The 15,853-nt window shown below is 53.3% G+C and carries 15 protein-coding genes; 13 read left to right on the forward strand and 2 right to left on the reverse strand.

Features of this window, described 5'->3' with window-relative positions:
* Positions 1-115 precede the first annotated feature (115 nt).
* From argJ to MTP38_RS00685, 6 genes are all read left to right on the forward strand, one after another.
* Positions 116-1,345 carry a bifunctional glutamate N-acetyltransferase/amino-acid acetyltransferase ArgJ gene (gene argJ, locus MTP38_RS00660; RefSeq protein WP_249233924.1) on the forward strand — a complete coding sequence of 410 codons (1,230 nt, stop codon included), beginning with the start codon at positions 116-118 and terminating at the stop codon, positions 1,343-1,345.
* 14 nt (positions 1,346-1,359) lie between these two features.
* Positions 1,360-2,214 (forward strand): acetylglutamate kinase, encoded by an 855-nt coding sequence (gene argB / locus MTP38_RS00665; protein ID WP_249233925.1) that lies wholly within the window; start codon positions 1,360-1,362, stop codon positions 2,212-2,214.
* Positions 2,215-2,419: 205 nt separating this feature from the next.
* Positions 2,420-3,625: an acetylornithine/succinylornithine family transaminase gene (locus MTP38_RS00670; RefSeq protein WP_227621190.1), complete on the forward strand. Its 1,206-nt coding sequence runs from the start codon at positions 2,420-2,422 to the stop codon at positions 3,623-3,625.
* Positions 3,622-4,539, forward strand: a complete 918-nt coding sequence (gene argF, locus MTP38_RS00675; RefSeq protein WP_249233926.1) for an ornithine carbamoyltransferase — start codon at positions 3,622-3,624, stop codon at positions 4,537-4,539. Before MTP38_RS00670 ends, argF begins: the two co-directional genes overlap by 4 nt.
* Positions 4,540-5,290: 751 nt before the next feature.
* Complete coding sequence (locus MTP38_RS00680; protein WP_249233927.1) at positions 5,291-6,103, forward strand: hypothetical protein; 813 nt, start codon at positions 5,291-5,293, stop codon at positions 6,101-6,103.
* 4 nt (positions 6,104-6,107) lie between these two features.
* On the forward strand, positions 6,108-6,488 hold the full coding sequence (locus tag MTP38_RS00685; RefSeq protein WP_249233928.1) for a hypothetical protein: 381 nt from the start codon (positions 6,108-6,110) through the stop codon (positions 6,486-6,488).
* Positions 6,489-6,601: 113 nt separating this feature from the next.
* Here MTP38_RS00685 and MTP38_RS00690 read toward each other — a convergent pair whose 3' ends face one another.
* Positions 6,602-6,763 (reverse strand): hypothetical protein, encoded by a 162-nt coding sequence (locus MTP38_RS00690; protein WP_223386630.1) that lies wholly within the window; start codon positions 6,761-6,763, stop codon positions 6,602-6,604.
* Between the two features lie 327 nt (positions 6,764-7,090).
* On the opposite strand from MTP38_RS00690, the gene MTP38_RS00695 reads away from it, so the two are divergent.
* Genes MTP38_RS00695 through allB form a run of 3 tightly spaced genes read left to right on the forward strand, consistent with a single transcriptional unit; the run spans position 7,091 to position 11,208 of the window.
* Complete coding sequence (locus MTP38_RS00695; protein ID WP_158403916.1) at positions 7,091-8,356, forward strand: Zn-dependent hydrolase; 1,266 nt, start codon at positions 7,091-7,093, stop codon at positions 8,354-8,356.
* A gap of 21 nt (positions 8,357-8,377) precedes the next feature.
* Positions 8,378-9,811 (forward strand): amidohydrolase family protein, encoded by a 1,434-nt coding sequence (locus MTP38_RS00700; protein WP_249233929.1) that lies wholly within the window; start codon positions 8,378-8,380, stop codon positions 9,809-9,811.
* A gap of 11 nt (positions 9,812-9,822) precedes the next feature.
* A complete protein-coding gene (gene allB / locus MTP38_RS00705) occupies positions 9,823-11,208 on the forward strand; it encodes an allantoinase AllB (protein WP_249233930.1) in 1,386 nt (461 codons plus the stop codon).
* A 134-nt stretch (positions 11,209-11,342) separates the two neighbouring features.
* Here allB and MTP38_RS00710 read toward each other — a convergent pair whose 3' ends face one another.
* Positions 11,343-12,398, reverse strand: coding sequence for a LacI family DNA-binding transcriptional regulator (locus tag MTP38_RS00710; protein WP_158388905.1), 1,056 nt, complete (start codon positions 12,396-12,398; stop codon positions 11,343-11,345).
* Between the two features lie 380 nt (positions 12,399-12,778).
* On the opposite strand from MTP38_RS00710, the gene MTP38_RS00715 reads away from it, so the two are divergent.
* From MTP38_RS00715 to MTP38_RS00730, 4 genes are all read left to right on the forward strand, one after another.
* A complete protein-coding gene (locus tag MTP38_RS00715; RefSeq protein ID WP_207658179.1) occupies positions 12,779-13,531 on the forward strand; it encodes an SDR family NAD(P)-dependent oxidoreductase in 753 nt (250 codons plus the stop codon).
* Positions 13,532-13,576: 45 nt separating this feature from the next.
* Complete coding sequence (locus MTP38_RS00720; protein WP_249233931.1) at positions 13,577-14,935, forward strand: amino acid permease; 1,359 nt, start codon at positions 13,577-13,579, stop codon at positions 14,933-14,935.
* A 71-nt stretch (positions 14,936-15,006) separates the two neighbouring features.
* The gene (locus MTP38_RS00725; protein ID WP_187299114.1) at positions 15,007-15,393 is read left to right on the forward strand and encodes a RidA family protein; all 387 of its coding nucleotides are present in this window, start codon (positions 15,007-15,009) and stop codon (positions 15,391-15,393) included.
* A gap of 238 nt (positions 15,394-15,631) precedes the next feature.
* Positions 15,632-15,826, forward strand: coding sequence for a hypothetical protein (locus MTP38_RS00730; RefSeq protein ID WP_249233932.1), 195 nt, complete (start codon positions 15,632-15,634; stop codon positions 15,824-15,826).
* The last annotated feature ends 27 nt before the right edge of the window (positions 15,827-15,853 follow it).

The following is a 15,853-nucleotide window of genomic DNA, read 5'->3' on the forward strand; positions in this document are numbered from 1 at the left end:
TATAGCAGTTTGCGTTTTTAATGCACAAGCAACATCCGCAAACTGCATATCGCAAAGATGCCGTTTTGATAGGCACTATTTTTGAAAATTGCGATAAAATTAGGGGGATTTTCAGATGCAGTATAAAGAAGTTGAGGGCGGCATCTGCGCGCCCAAAGGTTTTGCAGCGGCCGGTGTCCATTGCGGCATCCGGGCGAATCACAGTGAAAAATACGATCTGGCACTCATCAAGGCCGACGTCCGCTGCGCCGCAGCCGGTGTCTACACCACCAACAAGGTCTGCGGCGCACCCATCAAGGTGGACCGCGCCCACCTGACCGACGGCTATGCACAGGCCATCGTGGTCAACAGCGGCAACGCCAACACCTGCGCCGCCAACGGTGTGGCGCTGGCCGAGGAGTGTTGTGAGCTGGTGGGCAAGGCGCTGGGCATCGCCGCAGAGGACGTCCTGCCCTCCTCCACCGGCGTCATCGGCCAGCCTATGGTCATCGACCCCTTCGCCCGGGGAATCCCTGCCGCTGCGGCGAAGCTGGCGGCTGACGCACAGGGCAGCACCGACGCGGCAACAGCCATCATGACCACCGACACCCACAAGAAGGAGTATGCCATCCAGTTCGAGCTGGGCGGCAAGACCTGCACGGTGGGCGCGATCGGCAAGGGCAGCGGGATGATCGCCCCCAACATGGCGACCATGCTGGCCTTCTACACCACCGACGCCGCCGTCTGCCCCGCCCTTCTGGAAAAGGCCCTCAAGACGGTGGTGCCCGGCACCTACAATCAGATGAGCGTCGATCTGGACACCTCCACCAACGACACCCTTATTATCATGGCCTCCGGCCTCGCGGGCAACCCGGAGATCACCGAGGAGAACGCCGATTACGACGCCTTTGTGGCGGCGCTGACCGCCATCGCCGAGCATATGTGCGCCGAGCACGCCGGTGACGGTGAGGGTGCGACCCATCTCATCACCTGCGAAATCACCCACGCCCCCGACCTCAAAACGGCCCGCGCCGTCAGCCGCAGCGTGGTCTGCTCCAATCTCTTCAAGGCCGCAGTCTTTGGCCGCGACGCCAACTGGGGCCGCATCCTCTGCGCCATCGGCTACACGCCCGGCGACTTCTCCATCGACAAGGTCTGCGTCTGGCTGTCCAGCGCCGCCGGTGAGGTCTACGTCTGCGAGAACGCCGCCTACCACCCCTACAGCGAGGAGGAGGCCGCAAAAGTTCTGGCTGAGCATGACATCCTCGTGAAGGTGGATATGGGCACCGGCGACGCCTCGGCCAAGGCATGGGGCTGCGACCTGACCTACGACTACGTCAAGATCAACGGCGATTACCGCACCTGAGAAGGAGGACCGCAATGAAAAATGAAGAAATGGCCCTCCTGTTCTCGGAGGCGACCCCCTATATCCAGAAATACCACGGCAAGACCATGGTCATCAAGTACGGCGGCAACGCCATGATCAATGAGACGCTGAAGAACGCCGTCATGAACGACCTCGTCACCCTCACCCTGCTGGGCGTCCGGGTGGTGCTGGTGCACGGCGGCGGCCCGGCCATCAACGAGATGCTCAAGAAGGTGGGCGTCGAGAGCCACTTTGCAGGCGGTCTGCGCGTCACCGACGACGCAACGATGGAGATCGTCCAGCAGGTGCTGGCCGGCAAGGTGAACAAGGACCTCGTGGCAAAGCTGCGGGGCCGCGGCGTGGGCCTCTGCGGCATGGACGGCCAGATGCTTCGCTGCACCGAGCTGGACCCCCAGCTGGGCCATGTGGGCGAGATCATCCATGTGGACCCCACCCTGATCTCCAACCTGCTGGACAGCGGCTATATCCCCGTCATCGCAACGGTGGGTATGGATGACCTCGGGCAGGCCTACAACGTCAACGCAGACACGGCTGCTGCCCAGATCGCCATCGCCCTCAAGGCTGAGAAGCTCGTCTCCATGACCGACATCGCGGGCCTGCTGCGGGACAAGGAGGATGAGTCCACCCTCATCCCCGAGGTGGAGGTCTCCGAGATCGAGGGCTACAAGTCCGCCGGCATCATCGCGGGCGGCATGATCCCGAAGATCGGCGGCATGGCTGATGCCATCTATCAGGGCGTCCACGAGGCCGTCATCATCGATGGCCGTGTGCCCCACTCCATCCTGCTGGAGCTGTTTTCCGACCGCGGCTCCGGCACCCGCTTCTACCGCCGCAGCCATCACGAATAAGGGTTGCTCAAAACCGAGAAGCGCTTTATAATAAGAGAAACGGGCTTGCCCTCTCAGGCCGCTTCGCGTCCAGCTCTCCCAAGGGGAGAGCCTTTGCGAAAAGATGAAGCTCACAGCAAGACTGGAAGCCTCTCCCTTTGGGAGAGGTGGCATCGCGTCAGCAATGACGGAGAGGGCAAGGATGCTACCAAGGAGGAAGAACGCTATGGATTCCGAAAAAGTCATCAAGCGGGACGGCGAATACGTCCTGCACACCTACGGACGCAACCCCATCGTCCTCGAGAAGGGCCACGGCCTCTACGCCGAAGGCCCTGAGGGACAGAAGTATCTCGACTTCACCAGCGGCATCGGCGTCAACAGTCTGGGCTACTGCGACATGACGTGGGCCGAGGCCGTCTCCGAGCAGGCCCATAAGCTGCAGCACGCCTCCAACCTCTACTATACCGCCCCCTGCGGCAAGCTGGCAAAAAAGCTCTGCAAGCGCACCGGGATGAGCAAGGTGTTCTTCGGCAATTCGGGCGCAGAGGCCAACGAGGGTGCCATCAAGGCCGCCCGCAAGTACAGCTTCGACAAGTACGGCGCCGACCGCTACAATGTCATCACGCTGGTCAACAGCTTCCACGGCCGCACCATCGCCACCCTGACCGCCACCGGACAGGGCGTGTTCCACAACTACTTCGGCCCCTTCAACGAGGGCTTCCAGTATGTCAAGGCGGGTGACATCAGCGCCTTGACCGAGATGGTGGACCGTCACACCTGTGCCGTCATGCTGGAGCTGGTGCAGGGCGAGGGCGGCGTCGTGGCCCTCGACCCGGAATATGTGCAGGCCGTCCGCGCCCTCTGCGACGAAAAGGACCTCGTCCTCATCGTGGACGAGGTGCAGACCGGCGTGGGCCGCACCGGCACCTTCCTGTGCTGTGAGCACTACGGCCTCAAGCCCGACATCGTTACGCTGGCCAAGGGTCTGGGCGGCGGCCTGCCCATCGGCGCAGTGCTGATGAATGAGAAAGTCGCTGCCGGGATGGGGCCGGGCACCCACGGCTCCACCTTCGGCGGAAACCCGGTGGTCTGCGCCGGTGCCAATGTGGTCGTGGACCGGATGGACGCCAGCTTCCTTGCCAACGTCAACGAGCGGGCCGTCCAGCTGCGCACCGGTCTGGAAAAGCTGCCCCGGGTCAAGAGCCTGTCGGGCATCGGCCTGATGGTCGGCATCGAGTTTCTCGAGGGCATCAAGGCCGCTGACGTGCTGGCCGCCTGCCGCGCGAAGGGTCTGCTGGTGCTGACGGCCAAGACCCGTCTCCGCCTGCTGCCGCCCCTGAGCCTCACCGCCCACGATGTGGAGATGGCGCTGGACATTCTGGGCAGCGTGCTGGCCGGGATGGACCCCAGCAAAACGGAGGGGCAGGCATGAAGCATCTGCTGAAAATGAGCGACCTGACCCCAGCCGAGGTGGCCCACATCCTCGATGTGGCCGACGAGCTGAAGGCCCGACAGAAGGCCGGAGGCACGGAGCCTCTGCTGAAGGGCAAGAGCGTCGCACTGATGTTTTCGAAAAACTCCACCCGCACCCGCACCAGCTTTGAGGTGGGCGTCTACCAGCTGGGAGGCCTCGGCAACTACATGAACGCCGCCACCGAGCTGCAGTCCGGCCGGGGCGAGCCGCTGAAGGACACCGCCCGGGTGCTGGGCCGGTATTACGACTGTGTGGTCTGGCGCACCTACCGCCAGCGCGACCTTGAGGAGTTCGCAGAGTACGCGGGCGTGCCGGTCATCAACGGCCTCACCGACTATGCCCACCCCTGTCAGGTGCTGGCCGACCTCATGACCATCCGGGAGAGCCGCGGCCCGCTGGCGGGGCAGAAGCTCTGCTTTGTCGGCGACGGCAGCAATATGGCCAACAGCCTTATCGTGGGCGGTCTGCTGTCCGGCATGAAGGTGGACTGCGTCTGCCCCCACGGCTACCGCCCGGCGGCAGATGTGCTGATGTTTGCCCACAGGTATGGCAGTGCCTTCCGTCTGCTGGAAGACCCCGCCGAGGGCGTCCGGGACGCCGACGCGGTGGTGACGGCCATCTGGAACACCGCCGCCCCCGGGACCACCGAGAGCGAGAGCCGCCTGCGGGATTTCGCGGGCTTCCAGCTCACCAGCACCCTTCTGAAGGCGGCAAAGCCGGACTGCATGGTGCTCCACTGCCTGCCCGCCCACCGGGGCGAGGAGATCTCCACCGCCGTCTTCGAGGCCCACGCGGACGAGATCTTTGCCGAGGCGGAAAATCGGCTGCACGTCCAGAAGGCCGTGCTGGCCGTGCTGCTGGCAGAGAAATAAAAAATACAAGAAGGAGCTGCTGCACCGGGGAAAGACCCGTGCAGCAGCTCCTTTTTTGTTTTATGCAGCAGGAGGGTACCCTTATCCCCTTAAGATCTCGCCGCTGACCGGCAGGACATTGTAATCACCTGCCGCCGCAATGGCTCTCACTTCGTCCAGTGCAGGCCGTATCTTCATAGCAGCTTCCCCTTTCTGCGTCAAACAAAAAACTCCCCCGGCTCTTCTGCTGAGGGAGTGGAAAAGAAAAACGCCCCCGACAGAAGAGAACCTCTTCTGTCAAGGACGAATAAAGCTTAGCCTTTTATCCGCGGTGCCACCCTGACTTCATGGGAACGACCCCATGCACTTGGCGGGATGCCAACACATCCCCGGCAACTGACGTATGCCCTACGTTGCAGAATACTGTGCGGCAGATGCGCCGCAGTTCCCTGCACCCTCAGCGGTCCATTTCGGGAAAAGCGACGAAACGCCGCGTCTTCCTTGACGAACGGTTTCCGGCCTGCTTCTCAGCTGCGCAGGCTCTCTGTACGGGCATAGTTCGCCGTTATCTCCGCTTCAACGGTTTGGTGTATTGAATTTGGCTATATGAAATCACGGATCTTCCATTTGTCAAGGCCCAATTTTGATTTCTTGAAAATCTTACCTATGTTTGCGGTGGGTTGGGCTTTTGTTTCAACAAATCGTCCGGCTCGTCAATTCATCTTGTCTATCCATCCAAACATGGTATAATGGAACAAAGGAGCGTGATACTATGAGCCCAATCAAAGTCCCTGCAAAAATCCAGTTGGTCGAAAAACGTGAAACACGCACAAGCCGTGGAATGCTCTCAAAGGGCTGGTATCGCGTGGATGACCAGCTTGTCATGGTCAAGGGCAACTCCATCACAGAGGCCGGAACCGCTGGGTATGAGCCGTATTCTGAGGTGATGGCATCGCTGATTGCACAGGTGCTGAATTTGCCCCATGTAGAATATACGTTGATGCCTGCCAAACTCTTTCCCGACATTCAAACCTATTCCTGCGATGTAGTCAGCATCTGCCTCAAGTTCACAACGGACGATGAACAACTGTATCATTTTGCAGACTTGGCTGACGCCCATTTTCTTGCCAGCGGTCAGGCCGCTTCACCGGAGGCACTGTTTCAGTATGCGACAGAATTGTATGGCAAGAAGTGGCTCTATCAGATGTTGGCGTTCGATGCCTTTATCGGCAACGAAGACCGCCACGAAAACAATTTTGATGTAATCGTCCGGGATGGAAAAAATTATGCTCCGCCTATTTACGACAATGGCGGCAGTCTGCTTGCATGGGCAATCGACGAGGAATTGACTGACACGAAGCTCCGTTATCAGTTCGACAAAGCCAAACCGTTCCGCAGTCGTCACGCCCAGCAGATCAAACTGATCGACGAGCCTGTGCTGCCTGTGCGTGATCTGGATACGCTGTATCAGGAGATCATTCAGGCTATTTCGCCGATTCTTGCATTGTTGAGCGAAAAAAGAGCATCTTCGATTCGTCAATACCTGAAATACCGTCTGCACTACCTGAAAGCCGCCATGGGGTGATAAAATGGCCTATCTGAAATTGATGATGGATGAAAAAGAAATCGCCCACTTGAGCGAAGATGGGCAGTCTCTTTGCGCAAATGAGGGTGTGCCGCAGGATAGCCTTCCACTGAACCTTTTCATTGGTGACAAACGCAAAGTTCCATTGGTCGATGTGGTGGTTTGGGCAAAGAAGCGTATCTTCCCGAAAAATCGGATGGACTGCAAAGAGATTTTGAAATTGATGGGACTGCCCGACTACAACGCTTGGGAAATCGTCAAGCGCACCAACGCCTGTCTGATGGAAGATCCCTATTGGCTGCGATTCAGCGAAGAGGAAACTTTTGAGGACACAACGCGCGGACGAGCCAGAAGGATCATGAATGAGAATCGGAAAAGCAGCTGATGCTAATTGATATCAACCTATATCAATTAGCAAGTACAACAAAGCCCACAGGTTGGATGGAATTCCAGCCTGTGGGTTTTGCTTTGCCATATTCGTGCAGTTTCTGCTCCGGTTCAGCGGCAGACCGGATCTGCGGCATCGTAAAGGGCTTGTGCCATGCGGCTGGCATCCTCCGGGGTCATCAGATCCTGCACCACATTGCGGACGGCAGTGCCCGCCGCAAATTCGTATTTCGGGATGGAGAACGGCATACAGAAAAGAGCAGCATATATCAACAGCCGCCCCTGCCAATATGCGAAAAATTTTTAATCGATTGCGCTTCCCGCGGTGGTTGGTTTTATGTCTGCGGTACGAATACCTTCTGCTAAAAAATATTACTGCAGCTATTGACAACCGCTCACCGGCTAATATATAATTAAATCGTATAAATTGCAAATTAACCATGCTGCCGGATTCGAGATTGATTTTATGAATCCTAAGGCAGTACCGCATAATTCCAGGCACAGCGCCTGACAAAACATTGCTTCATCCGTCAGGCAAGAGTGGTGCGGTGTTTTATGAAAGAGCACGTAAATAAATTAAAATAGAAAAGAGGTAGCAACATGGAAAACTATGTCAGCATCAATTCGGATCGGTTGTGGGCGCGATTGAACGAGGTAGGGCATATTGGAAGTGATCCCAGAGGCGGAATCAGTCGTTTTGCTTGGGAACCCCCTTATAAGGAAGCCGTAATGCTCCTGATCCGGTGGATAAAGGAAGCGGGCCTGACGGCAAGGATCGATACCGTTGGAAATGTATTTGCCCGGCTGGAGGGCGATGATCCACATGCTCCGGCTGTGCTGAGCGGCTCTCATTTTGATACCGTACCTCAAGGAGGATGCTTTGATGGATTGGCTGGTGTAATGGGGGCATTGGAAGCGCTGGTTGCCATCAAAGAATCCGGACTTCCGCACAAAAAGCCTTTGGAAATGGTGGCCTTTATCAATGAAGAAGCCAGCCAATTTTTGGGCGGAACATTCGGAAGCAAGGCGATATGCGGGATGCTTCCGGACGACTACGCTTTTCATCTGCGCAATCGACAGACAGGTCAGCTTCTCAGCGATGCCATGAGAGAATTCGGGATGGGGTTGGATCCAGAAAGGTTAACAGAGAGTAAAATAGACCCCCACGCCTATTGTGGTTTTTTGGAAATGCATATAGAGCAGGGGCGGTATCTGTTGGACGCAGACAAACCCTTCTCCATTGTCAGCTGTGTTGCAGGCATTAAACAGTTTTATCTCCACTTTCATGGAACAGCAGCGCATGCCGGTGGAATGGCGATGTCGGATCGTCATGACGCTTTGGCCGCAGCGGCGGCAGTAATTTCCGCTGTGGAAAATCTGGCAAAGGAATGCAGCAAAGACACTAGAGGTACGGTTGGATATATTTCCGTGTTACCTTGTGAACACAATATTATCCCGGAGGACGTGACGATTTCCGTGGATTTCCGTGAAACGGAGGACATGAAGTGGGAAAAGCTCTATACGGATCTGATTGAGGTCACGAAGCAGGAATGCGCAAAACGGGGTCTATCTTGGACTGTGGAAACAACCTGCGACCTGAGACCGGCGCACTGCGCACCGGAACTGATCCATATTTTGGAAGAAGCAGCCGTCGGAACCGGATTTGAGAAAGACCGAATGATCAGCTTCCCCGCACATGACTCTATGAATATGTCGAGAATTATGCCGATGGGGATGCTGTTTTTGCGAAGCTCAAATGGCGGGCTCAGCCATTGCCCTGAGGAGTATACAACCCGTGATGATCTGGTCATTGGCACACAGATATTGACAAACGCTCTGTTTATCGCGGCCAACCGAGAGAACTGAAAACAGAAAGGGACAGAAACCATGACAGCAGACTATTTGTTTATCCATGCGATTCTGATCACTATGCGTGGAAACGGCGTAGGTATTTTAGAAGATGGCGCTGTGGCTGTAACCGGAAACCGGATCAGCGCTGTCGGTGCTACGAAAGAGGTTCTTCAGGATTGGTCGGCGCATCGGGTGATTGACGCATCCGGAAAAGTGGTGATGCCCGGCCTCATCGATGCGCATATCCATACGGGAGATGGCTTGGTTCGCGGTGTGTCTCAGGATCTGAACAACTGGATGCAGCATGGGCTTTGGCCGTTTGAACAGGAATTGCGGAAGGATGTTGATGCAGTATGCAAAGGTTCCTTGATGAATATTGTAGAGGCACTCAAGGCGGGCACTACGACCTTCTGCGATTTTGATACTCCTATGACGCAGATCGTCCAAAACCATGTCAAGGTTGGAACACGAGCCAGAGTTGCCGAGCTTATCAGTGAGCTGCCAGAGGAAAATAAGACGGCTGTGGGTGAGCTGTACACCTTTGACCCGGCTCAGGGCAACCGAAAATTTCTCAGAAATCTGGATCTGATCCAGAAATGGAACGACCGTGAAAACGGCCGGATCACCTGTATGCTGGGACCGCAAGGCCCCGATATGTGCAGCAAGGAACTGCTTTTGGAGATACAAGAGGCTGCATTCAGGCTGGATACCGGTATCCACATGCATGTTTCTCAGGGTGATAGAGAGATCAACCAAATGATGAAGCGTTACGGAAAGCGTTCGATCCCTTTCCTGGACGAAATCGGATATCTGAATCACAGATTAATGGCAGTCCATCTGACAGAGGCAACCAAAGAGGAAACTCAGCTGCTTGCATCCAAGGGAGCAGGAATGATTTTATGCAGTGGGAGCATTGCAATTATTGATGGCATTATTCCACCGGCTGCAGAATTTTTGGAGGTCAGTGACAGATTGGCACTTGGTTCTGATCAAGCCCCCGGAAACAATTGCAATAATATGTTCAATGAAATGAAGTTTACGGCCATACTGAATAAGTGTAAGTTCAAAGATCCCTCGGTGTTCCCGGCAGGGAAGGTTTTGAGAATGGCGACCATTGAAGCAGCAAAGGCGATTGGTCTTGGAAACGAAATCGGTTCCATTGATGTCGGAAAAAAAGCAGACCTTCTGATGATCGATATGACTCAGCCGTGTCTGTCACCCATCATTCTCCACCCGGTACGCAATGTAGTTCCCAATTTGGTTTATTCTGCCAAGGGAAGTGAAGTGGAGCTGGTAATGGTAGACGGTAATATCCTTATTGAGAACTTCCAAGTCCTTACCGTAGACGAAAAGCAGGTCGTTCGGGATGCACAGGCGGCAGCGGAACGAGTCTGCAAAGCAGCAGAACTCCCTTTTTCTAAAATCCCCGAATCCAGACTGCACCGCATGATGCAGAATGATGAACTGTGAGGTATCCAGGTATGAAATATGATCTTGTCATTTACAATGCAAAAATTGTGACAGAGGAAGAGGTCTTTCTGGGATATATCTGTGTTTCTGACGGAAAAATTGCAGCCATGGGCTCCGATGCTCCGGTTTATGAGGCGGCACAGTCGCTGGACGCCAAAGGGATGCTGCTGCTTCCGGGAGCAATCGATACTCATCCGCATTTTTTTGAGCCCGGAGCAGAGGCGCGGGAGGATCTGGAACACGGAACCCAGGCCGCTGCCTCAGGCGGGTTTACGACGGTATTGGATATGCCTAACACCCCCGAACACCCTGTACTTGATTTGGAGGCATTTGCGCTAAAACAGGAAAGGGCTGAACGAAAGGCGTTGATCGATTATGCATTCTGGGGTGCCGCAACGCCGAAAAATATAGAGCAGTTTGTTCCGCTGCACAAGCAAGGATGTGTAGGTTTCAAGGCATTTACGGTTTACGCCGGTTCCAACTACCCCTTTTCTGATGAGTATAGCCAGCTGAAGGAGATGGAAAAAGTCGCATCCTTCCATGGTATTTTTGGGGCTCACGCTGAAGACCGGACACTGGTCAACGGTTTTTCAAATGAGCACAAGGAGGAGCCTTGGTCTCTGGCAGTTCACGATGCAAGCCGTCCCTGGATTGCGGAGCTGACCGCAATCAATACCTTGCTGCTTTATGCAGAAAAGACAGGATGCAAGCTGCATATCTGCCACATGTCCATTCCGGAAGGTGCTGAGCGAATCGCCTCTGCGCGCCGAATGGGCGTAGATGTGACTGTGGAAACCTGTGCTCACTATCTAACTCTGAATTATCAGGATCAGGCTTATCTGGGAACATTCGCTATGATCAATCCGCCTCTGAGAAGTCGAGACAGGATGGAACGCCTGTGGAAATATGTACTGGACGGAACCATCGACTACCTCGGAACAGATCACGCACCCTACCTGCTATCGGACAAGCTCCCACCGGATGGAGATTTGCGGAAGGCTGCCTGCGGTGCGCCCGAAATTGATGTTGCCATTCCTTTGATTCTGGAGGAAGGTGTCCGCAACAGAAAGATGCCGCTGCAGCGCTTTGCTGCATTTACATCAACAAATGCAGCAAAAAGATTTGGGTTGTATCCTCGAAAAGGTATTCTGGCTGTGGGGGCCGATGCGGACTTTTATTTGGTTGATATGGACACGAATTGGACCTATTCCCGCAAGAACAGCTTTTCTGTCAGTAAGCTCGATAAATTCGCGCACGAGGGCAGGACTTTTCACTGCCGAATCGTCTCCACATGGGTTCGGGGCAATGCGGTTTATCGCGATGGTGTTATCAAGCAGAAGCCCGGCTATGGTCGGATGATACGTCCTGAATGGGATTCCCAAAAGGAAAAGGGATAAGCAACTGTCACACAATTCCCGTCTGACGCCTTAAGCGCCGCTCCGGCAGAGCCTGCGCAGTTTTGTCATAAGAAAAATGGGTGAACCACAGCCGTGAAGCCTGTGGTTCACCCATTTTGTTTGTATCTTTTCTTTTACGAGGAAACGCACTGGCCGGACGTACCGGGCGCGGGGCCGGTAGATTCCCGAACAATCAGCTGCGGCTCGCTAGCAAGTTTGAGAACGTCCGAATCACCCGTTGCCTTCAGCACCATATCAACAGCCAGTTCACAAAGTGCCTCGGTACAATAAGATACTGTAGTGATTTTGGGACGAGTCATAGTAGTCAGGTAGATATTATCAAAGCCGCAGATCGAAACGTCCTGAGGGACACGCTTATCCTCACTGTTCAGGACGCAGGAAAGCGCGCCGAATGCTACAAGGTCGTTTACGCCGATAACAGCTGTAATATCCTTACGTTTCAGCAGCTGCTCCATTATGGAATATCCGGCTTCCGCTTCGGACTGCCCGGAATCGCCCAACGGAGCAGTAAAAACCTGAAGCGTTTCCGGCGGCAGACCCGCATCGCGAATGGCACTTCTGATACCCTCCAGACGTTTCGTACGGGTCAGGGAGACCGAAGAAACAGAGCTCATCAGGAAAGCGATACTCTTGTGTCCCAGATCCAAAAGATACTTTGCCACCAGATACCCACATCGAAACCCATTCAGGCTGATTGTGTTTAACGGAATATCGTCCGATTTCTCACTTAGTAGAACTACCGGGATGGTATGCGAAAGCTGGACAACACGTTTCATCCAATTGGGGGTAAACAGATAGATGACACCATCCATGTGCTTTTCCTCACACAAGTCCAGATAGGCCTTTTCACGTTCCGGATTGCGGTAAGTACAGCATAGGATCACGCTGTATCCAAGACGGGCAGTGTATTTTTCGATATACTGCATCAGCATGGGGTAATAAGGATTGTCCATCGTTGGAAGAAATACGCCCAACAGCTTGGATTGGCTGGTTTTAAGCCCTCTGGCAAAGGAATTTGGAATATACTGAAGTTGATTTGCTGCGTCCAGCACTTTTTTTCGGGTCTCTTCGGATAAAGACACATTGGGGGTATTGTTCATTACAAAGGAAACGGTTGTTTGGGATACGCCTGCAAGCTTGGCGACATCCTTGGATGTAGCTCTTTTCATAAAACACGGCTCTCCAACTGTTTATTAATAGATTACTTAACCAGTATACTCGATATTTCGCGATTTTGCAAGTGTAAATTCGGTAATATAATTTGTTTTCCAAGATATTGTCTGATCGGTGGAGCCGCTCCACCCCATGGGCGGCATCGCATATTTTTAGGTGACGATGCACTCTGGCCGCCAAACAAACTGCACACATCACACTGTGCTGTATTGCCGAGCATCCTTGCGGCTGAGTATTCGCTGTAGGATTGAATATCTTTCCCAAAAAAATTAATCCCCCAGAACATTTTACTATTGACAACGCAAAAAAAACACTATATAATTAAAGCACGATTAAGACGTATTACCCAAAATTTAATAACAAGGAGAAAAAGATTATGAACCTGAACAATTACGTAGCAGTAATCACTGGTGGTGCCAGCGGCATCGGCGAAGCAACGGTACGGCTCTTTATCGAGCGCGGCGCCAAAGTGGTCATTGTTGATCTCAACGAGGAACGGGGCAGCGCCTTAGAAGCTGAGCTTGGAGAACGCGCTTGGTTCTACAAAGCAGATGTCAGCGATTCCGCGCAGGTGCAGGCGATGTTTCAGGCAATAGAGGAAAAGTATGGCGTGGTCGATGTGCTGTACAACAATGCCGCCTACTCTCTGAGCAAAACGCTTTGGGATACCACTGAAGAAGACTGGGATCGCGTAATGAGAGTCAACCTGAAGGGGTATTTCCTGTGTGCAAAATATGCCCTGCCTCTTATGAAAAAGAGCAGCCACGGCTCCATTATCTGCACCGGCAGTGAACTGGGCGTGGTTGGCTGCGTGGAGAGCCTCGCATACAATACCTCCAAGGGTGGGGTCATTCAATTTGCAAAGAGCCTGGCTTTGGAGCTGGCTCCCTTCGGTATCCGCGTCAACGTGGTCTGCCCCTCCGGCACGGAAACACCCGCATTTATCAAGGATATGTCCCGAACCGGCAATTATGAGGCGGAGGTTGCCCGTCTGATTTCCAGCTATCCCCTGAAACGCCTCGGTCAGCCCATCGATATGGCTTACGCTGTGGCATTCTTTGCAAGCGAGGAATCTTCTTTTATTACCGGAACCCATCTGATGGTCGATGGCGGCTACACCGCTCAATAAAAATGTAACGGCTACAAAAGCAGAGTAAATGAAAGGAGAAACCCTATGGAAACAAGAAATGAAACGATTCACGAACAGGGAAAGCTGAAGCGGAAGCTGGGGCTTGGCGCCGCCTTGGCAGTGGCTGTCGGCACAACGATTGGTTCCGGTATTTTCTCGTCGCTGGCGGAAGTGGCTGGTGCATCCGGTTCTGCGTTGATGATGATTGTCAGCTTTGTTATCGGTGGTCTGATCATGATCCCCCAGAATCTTCTCTATGCGGAGCTTGCATCAGCATATCCGGAAGATGGCGGTCAATATACATGGCTGAAAGAAGCAGGCTGGCGTCCTGTGGCCTTCCTGAACGGCTGGCTGGCCTTCTGGGCAACCGATCCTTCAACCTGCTCTGTCATGTCCTTGGCAATCGCCAGCTATCTTGCTTTCTTCATTCCTGCACTGACAGGAATCGGCATTAAAGTCGTAGCAATCCTGCTGATTATTGGTTTCACCACGCTGCATTATCGCTCCGTAGAAGCCGGCGCACGGTTTCAGGCTTTTATTACCAGTCTGAAGCTGCTGCCCTTCTTCCTGCTGGTTGGCGTTGGCCTGTTCTACATGAACACTGAGTTGATTTCTGTGCCCGCTGCTGCAGGCGCTCCTGTAGGAATTGCCGCCTTGCTCGCCGGCGTATCTGCAACCACATGGTCTTACGATGGCGCAATAGGCGCTTGCTATATGGCAGGCGAAGTAAAAGATCCCGACAAGACCATGCCAAAGGTAATGATCTACTGCATTGCAATTGTCATTCTTCTGTACGCCGGTCTTTCTACCATTGCAGCAGGCCTGATCCCTCTGGGAGAGCTTGCGGCCTCCGATGCTCCTATTGCGCTTGCATTCTCAAAAATCCCTGTAATCGGTTCCACTGCAGGCATCATCACCGCGCTGATGGCAATCGTTGTAATTACGGGATCGGTTTCCGGTGCAACGATGTACCAGCCTCGTCTGGAGTACGCAATGGCAAAGGACGGATTATGGTACAGCCGTTTTGCGGAAGTACATCCCAAATACAATACGCCTTCCTTTGCACTGATGGCTCAGGCTATTTACGCAATCATTCTGGTTTGCGTTTCCGGCATCAACGATCTTCTGGGCTATTTCACATTTATTTGTCTGGTGAAAAACATGCTGGTGTTCTGCACCATGTTTGTTCACCACAAAAAGGCTGACTATAACCCCGGCTGGAAATGCCCGGCGTGGAAAATTATGACGGTTATTGCAATTTTTGCAAACGGCATCCTTCTGGTTTCCACGTTCATGTGGGCACCTACTGCAGCCTTGATTGCCAGTGGCGCTGCACTTGTTACCGGTCTGCCTGCCTACTATTTCTTCGATAAGAAAAACAGAACCGCAGCTGACGGAAACTAATTTACAAAAGATCTTAAAGGCTGCTGCACGCTTGTACAGCAGCCTTTTCTCAAAGAACAGGAGATAATCTTATGGAAATGAAAAAAATCTCAACGTCCAAAGCTGCACAGCCCGGCGGCTGGTATTCCCAAGCATTTCGAATCGGAGATCTCATTTATACAGCAGGTATAACAGGTGTGGATCCGGAAACAGGGAAACTGGCAGCTCCCGATGATATTGTTTCTCAGACACATCAGATTATGAAGAACATGAAAGCAATTCTGGAGGAAGCCGGATCTGATATGGATCATGTTTTTAAGACCTTAGTCTTTGTGGCAGATATTGATCAGTTCGCTTTGTTTAATGAAACCTACCGGCAGTATTTTCCGGAGGATCCGCCGGCAAGAAGCACGATGCAGGTGGGCAAATTCAATGGGGGAATGACGATCGAGATTGAGGCCATTGCTGTTGTAAAATAAATGATCTGTCCCCAGTTTTCCGGACACCGGTTCAAAATTGAATCATTAACTTTTCATCATGGATGCTTCCCTGAATTTTACGGGAGGCATCCATTTTGTTTTCGCTTGGATTCTGCATTAGAATAGTCGATATCATCAGCAATCACTTCGGAGAACACTTCAAAGGAAGGATAATCTTTCTCAAAATCACAGAATATTTTGTTTTTTCAATCTATCAAAGAAGGTCTCCATCATACAGTTGCCGCAGCAGCCACCTTATCCTGCGGCGCTGTTCACGCCGTTTCCTCGCTATATTGCCGAAAGCAAGGGGGCTTATTCCAAAGCCTGCGAACGTGTTGAGAAAAATGTTTTAATCTCAGGCTATACGGATGTAACGCCTTTTTGTCCTGCTTCTGCAACGCTGCGTATGCCACCATTCGAACATTTGCAATGAAATTCCATGAAATGGGACTGTTGGCTG

This window comes from Faecalibacterium sp. I3-3-89, from assembly GCF_023347275.1.
Lineage (GTDB): Bacteria > Bacillota > Clostridia > Oscillospirales > Ruminococcaceae > Faecalibacterium > Faecalibacterium butyricigenerans.

Coding starts and splice junctions, on each gene's coding strand:
- argJ (WP_249233924.1), top strand. CDS start 116: ATGCAGTATAAAGAAGTTGAGGGCGGCATCTGCGCGCCCAAAGGTTTT.
- argB (WP_249233925.1), top strand. CDS start 1,360: ATGAAAAATGAAGAAATGGCCCTCCTGTTCTCGGAGGCGACCCCCTAT.
- MTP38_RS00670 (WP_227621190.1), top strand. CDS start 2,420: ATGGATTCCGAAAAAGTCATCAAGCGGGACGGCGAATACGTCCTGCAC.
- argF (WP_249233926.1), top strand. CDS start 3,622: ATGAAGCATCTGCTGAAAATGAGCGACCTGACCCCAGCCGAGGTGGCC.
- MTP38_RS00680 (WP_249233927.1), top strand. CDS start 5,291: ATGAGCCCAATCAAAGTCCCTGCAAAAATCCAGTTGGTCGAAAAACGT.
- MTP38_RS00685 (WP_249233928.1), top strand. CDS start 6,108: ATGGCCTATCTGAAATTGATGATGGATGAAAAAGAAATCGCCCACTTG.
- MTP38_RS00695 (WP_158403916.1), top strand. CDS start 7,091: ATGGAAAACTATGTCAGCATCAATTCGGATCGGTTGTGGGCGCGATTG.
- MTP38_RS00700 (WP_249233929.1), top strand. CDS start 8,378: ATGACAGCAGACTATTTGTTTATCCATGCGATTCTGATCACTATGCGT.
- allB (WP_249233930.1), top strand. CDS start 9,823: ATGAAATATGATCTTGTCATTTACAATGCAAAAATTGTGACAGAGGAA.
- MTP38_RS00710 (WP_158388905.1), bottom strand. CDS start 12,398: ATGAAAAGAGCTACATCCAAGGATGTCGCCAAGCTTGCAGGCGTATCC.
- MTP38_RS00715 (WP_207658179.1), top strand. CDS start 12,779: ATGAACCTGAACAATTACGTAGCAGTAATCACTGGTGGTGCCAGCGGC.
- MTP38_RS00720 (WP_249233931.1), top strand. CDS start 13,577: ATGGAAACAAGAAATGAAACGATTCACGAACAGGGAAAGCTGAAGCGG.
- MTP38_RS00725 (WP_187299114.1), top strand. CDS start 15,007: ATGGAAATGAAAAAAATCTCAACGTCCAAAGCTGCACAGCCCGGCGGC.